4 protein-coding genes are annotated in these 3,640 nt (G+C 65.6%); all 4 read left to right on the top strand.

The window, feature by feature from the left end:
* Window positions 1–966, top strand: a 966-nt coding sequence (locus H0W40_RS19630; RefSeq protein WP_292449578.1) for a 2Fe-2S iron-sulfur cluster-binding protein, incomplete at its 5' end; no start/stop codon positions are given.
* Between the two features lie 11 nt (window positions 967–977).
* A complete protein-coding gene (locus tag H0W40_RS19625) occupies window positions 978–1,706 on the top strand; it encodes a cyclic nucleotide-binding domain-containing protein (protein WP_292449576.1) in 729 nt (242 codons plus the stop codon).
* 130 nt (window positions 1,707–1,836) lie between these two features.
* Window positions 1,837–2,982 (top strand): NrtA/SsuA/CpmA family ABC transporter substrate-binding protein, encoded by a 1,146-nt coding sequence (locus H0W40_RS19620; RefSeq protein WP_292449575.1) that lies wholly within the window; start codon window positions 1,837–1,839, stop codon window positions 2,980–2,982.
* A gap of 90 nt (window positions 2,983–3,072) precedes the next feature.
* The coding region (locus tag H0W40_RS19615; protein ID WP_292449573.1) for a cyclic nucleotide-binding domain-containing protein at window positions 3,073–3,640 on the top strand (568 nt) is incomplete at its 3' end.

Here is a 3,640-nt window from a genome sequence, read left to right as displayed (position 1 = left end):
CTGTACGCCGGTCTGGCCGCCGGGGTCGCCCTGCCTTACGAATGCGGCAGCGGCACCTGCGGCACCTGCAAGGCGCGGCTGCTCAGTGGCGAGATCGACGATGCCTGGCCGGAGGCGCCGGGCCGCAAGTTCCTCAAGGGGCCGGACGAGTTCCTGATGTGCCAATGCAGCGCGCGCGGCGACCTCGCGCTGGAGGTTGCCGCCTTCGTGCAGGACGTCGAAGCCGGCGCCTTCATCCCTCGAACCATCGAGGGCGTGGTGCGCTCGTCGGAGCTGCTGACCCACGACGTGATGGAACTTGACATCGACCTCGATGCGCCGATGGAGTTCGATGCCGGCCAGTTCGTGCTCATCCGCGTCCCCGAGATCGAGGGCTACCGCGGCTGGTCGATGGTCAACTACGAGCGCAACACCGCGTCGCTGCGTTTCGTGGTCAAGAAGAAGATCGGCGGCCGGCTTTCGGACTGGCTGTTCGCCGAGCCCCGCGCGGGCGCGCAGGTGGAGATCTTCGGCCCGCTCGGCAGCGCGACCTTCTATCCTTCGCTGGACAAGAACCTCCTGTGCATCGCCGGCGGCAGCGGCATTGCGGGAATGATGTCGATCCTGTCGCGCGCCGCGCAGGCGAACTACTTTGCCGAGCACACGGGCGACGTGTTCTTCGGTGTTCGAACGATGAAGGACGCGTTCTTCTTCGACGAGTTCTCCCGCCTGCGCGAGACCTGTGGCGACAAGCTGAAGGTGACGATCGCACTCTCGGAGGAGAGCGCCTCGTTTAGCAGCGAGCATCCGCTGATCGCCTTCGACACCGGCTTCGTCCACGAAGTGGCCGGGCGCGCGATGCAGGGCCGCTACGAGGGCGTGCGGGCGTACCTGGCCGGCCCGCCGCCGGCCGTCGATGCCACCGTGCGCATGCTGCTGATGGCCCGAATGTCCACGGCCAACATCCGCTACGACAAGTTCAGCTGAGAAGGCGCCGCATGAACCGCACCCGAATCTGCAGCGCCAGTGAGATCCCGCCGAACGGGATGAAGAGCTACGACACGGACATCGGCGTCAAGGTCCTCGTGGTCAACACGGGCGACACCTTCTACGCCTACCAGGGCCTGTGCCCGCACCAGGACGTGTGCCTCGACGAGGGCTTCTTCGACGGCTCCGTACTCACCTGCCACCAGCACCTGTGGCAGTGGGACATCACCACCGGCGAGGCCGTCGGCCTGGCCGAGGCGCCGCTCGAGCGCTACGACCTGCAGCACGAGGGCGGCGAGATCTTCGTCGTGCAGGCGAGCGCGCTCAAGGTGTCCGAACTGTTCAAGGGCGTGCCGGATGCAGCGATCACGCGGCTCGACGGCCTGGCGCGCCGCGAGGAGCACGACGCGCAGAGCACGCTCTACAGCATGGGCGACCCGGCCGACGACCTGTACGTCCTGGAATCGGGCCGCGTCGAGTTCGTGATCGGCCGCGATGACCGCACCAGCATGGCCGGTTTCATGCTGAAGAAGGGCGAGGTGTTCGGCTGGGCGGCCCTGCTCGAAGACCACCCGAAGCGCATCGCCAAGGCCGAGTGTCTCGAGAAGTCGTCGGTGCTGCGGCTCAACGGCGAAGAGGTTCTGAAGGTGCTCGCCGAGGAACCGATGGCGGGCTATCTCGTGATGAAGCAGCTCTCGACATTGATCACCAAGCACCTCAGGCCGTCGGGCGGCAAGTAACGGGCCGCCGACCCGCGGTATTGCGACAAGAACAACACACGACCCAACCGAAGAGTCGACCACGAAGCGACCGAACGCATTCTTCCAGCCATCGCCAGTCGAGTTCGTACCTACACAACAGGAGACAAGCATGACGTTCAGCATCAATCGCTTCCGCAGGGTCGCCGCGCACGCCGCCATGGCGATCGGCTTTGCCATGGCCGCGCCCAGCGTCGCCCTCGCCGCCGAGAAAGATTACGGCAAGCCCGGCGAACCGATCAACATCACGATCGGCTACCAGCCCTACTACACGGCCTCGTGGTCCGGCGTGGTGATGCGCGGCAAGAAGATGTACGAGAAGTACCTGCCCAAGGGCTCCAATGTGGAGTTCGCGATCGGCCTGCAGGGCGCGGTGATCGTCAACGCCATGCTGGCCGGCAAGCAGGACATCGGCTATGTGGGCGACATGCCGGGCATCGTCTCGACCACCAAGAACCAGGTCGCCGACATCCGCATTGTCGGCACGCTCGGCCTGAGCACCGACCAGTGCAACATCTTCCTGGCGAAGATGGATGCGCCGGACTTCAAGAGCGGCAAGGAAGCCATCCAGTGGCTCGACGGCAAGCGCGTCGCCGTGCCCAAGGGCAGTTGCACCGACCGCTTCGCGCAGGCGGTGTTCAAGAAGGAAAAGGTCGAGCCCAGTGCTTACCTGAACCAGAACATCGAAGTCATCACCAGTGGCTTTCGGGCCAACAAGCTCGACGCCGCGGTGATCTGGGAGCCGACCGCCTCGCGGCTGGTGCAGGAGGGCCTGGCCAAGCGCATTGCTTCCGGCGCCACGGTCAACGAGTTCGACGGTGGCTTCCTCACCATGCGCGCCGACCTGATCAAGCAGCGCCCCGACATCGTCAAGGCCTGGCTGAACGCGGAGCTCGATGCGCAGTTGTTCCTGGCCGACCCGAAGAACGCCATGGAAGTGGCGCGGCTCGCATCGGAACAGGCGACCGGCTTCACCGAGAAGATGATGTGGGCCTCGATGTACGGCAAGAACCCCGCGTCCGCGGGCGGTGCCGACGTGCGCCTGACCCTGCCCTACACCATCACGCCGGACGTGCAGAAGCTGATCACCGAATCGACGACCTTCCTGCACTCGATCAAGAGCATCCACGTCGACACGCTTCGCCCGGAAGCGGTGATGCCCGAGTTCACCCAGGCCATCCTGAAAGAGCGCGGCCTCACGGCGCCCATCGGCAAGGTGACCGCCATGGACGAGAGCGAGTTCAAGCAGCAGCAGTAAGCCGCGCGCAGTTGTTCTCGCGCCCGCCGCCCGACGCGCACGAACGCGTCGGCGGACGGGGCTGGTGAAACCCGCACACCGGGAGAGTCAATGGATCAGATCAGCGCCCTGCTCAGGCGGACCATGCCGTTCCAGACCGTGTCCGACGAGCTGCTCCAGGGCATCGCCAAGCTGGCGAGATGGAAATCGTATGCACGCGGCGATGTCATCTACGACGTCGGCGACTCGCCCGACGACATCTACGTCATGTCCTCCGGCAGCGTCAGTCACGCCCTGGCCCCGGAAAGCGGTGTCGAGCCGCAGGACAAGATCATGCGCAGCGGCGACGTGTTCGGCTGGGCGGCGGTGCTCGAGGGACAGCGCGGTCGCATGGCTAAGACGGTGTGCCTGGAGCGCACCGAGACGATCCAGATCGACGGCGACGAGTTGATGAAGCTCATCGAACAGTCGCCTGCCACCGGCGACGTGATCATGAGCCGCTTCGCGACCATGATCACGCGCGAGTTCTCCGCGCCGGCCCAGGTGGCCGCCCGCGTGAAGCACCCGCACTCGGCCGACAAGCCGGCCGCGCAGCAAGGCGGCGGTGGTGTGGCCACGGGCTGGGCGCTCATCTCGTTTCGCCTGGGTCAGTGGCTCAAGAGCCCACAGCCTTATCTGA

This window comes from Methylibium sp. (genome assembly GCF_013817345.1).
Lineage (GTDB): Bacteria > Pseudomonadota > Gammaproteobacteria > Burkholderiales > Burkholderiaceae_C > Methylibium.
The sequence above is the reverse complement of the archived record's forward strand: the minus strand, read 5'-3'. Positions and strand labels throughout refer to the sequence as shown.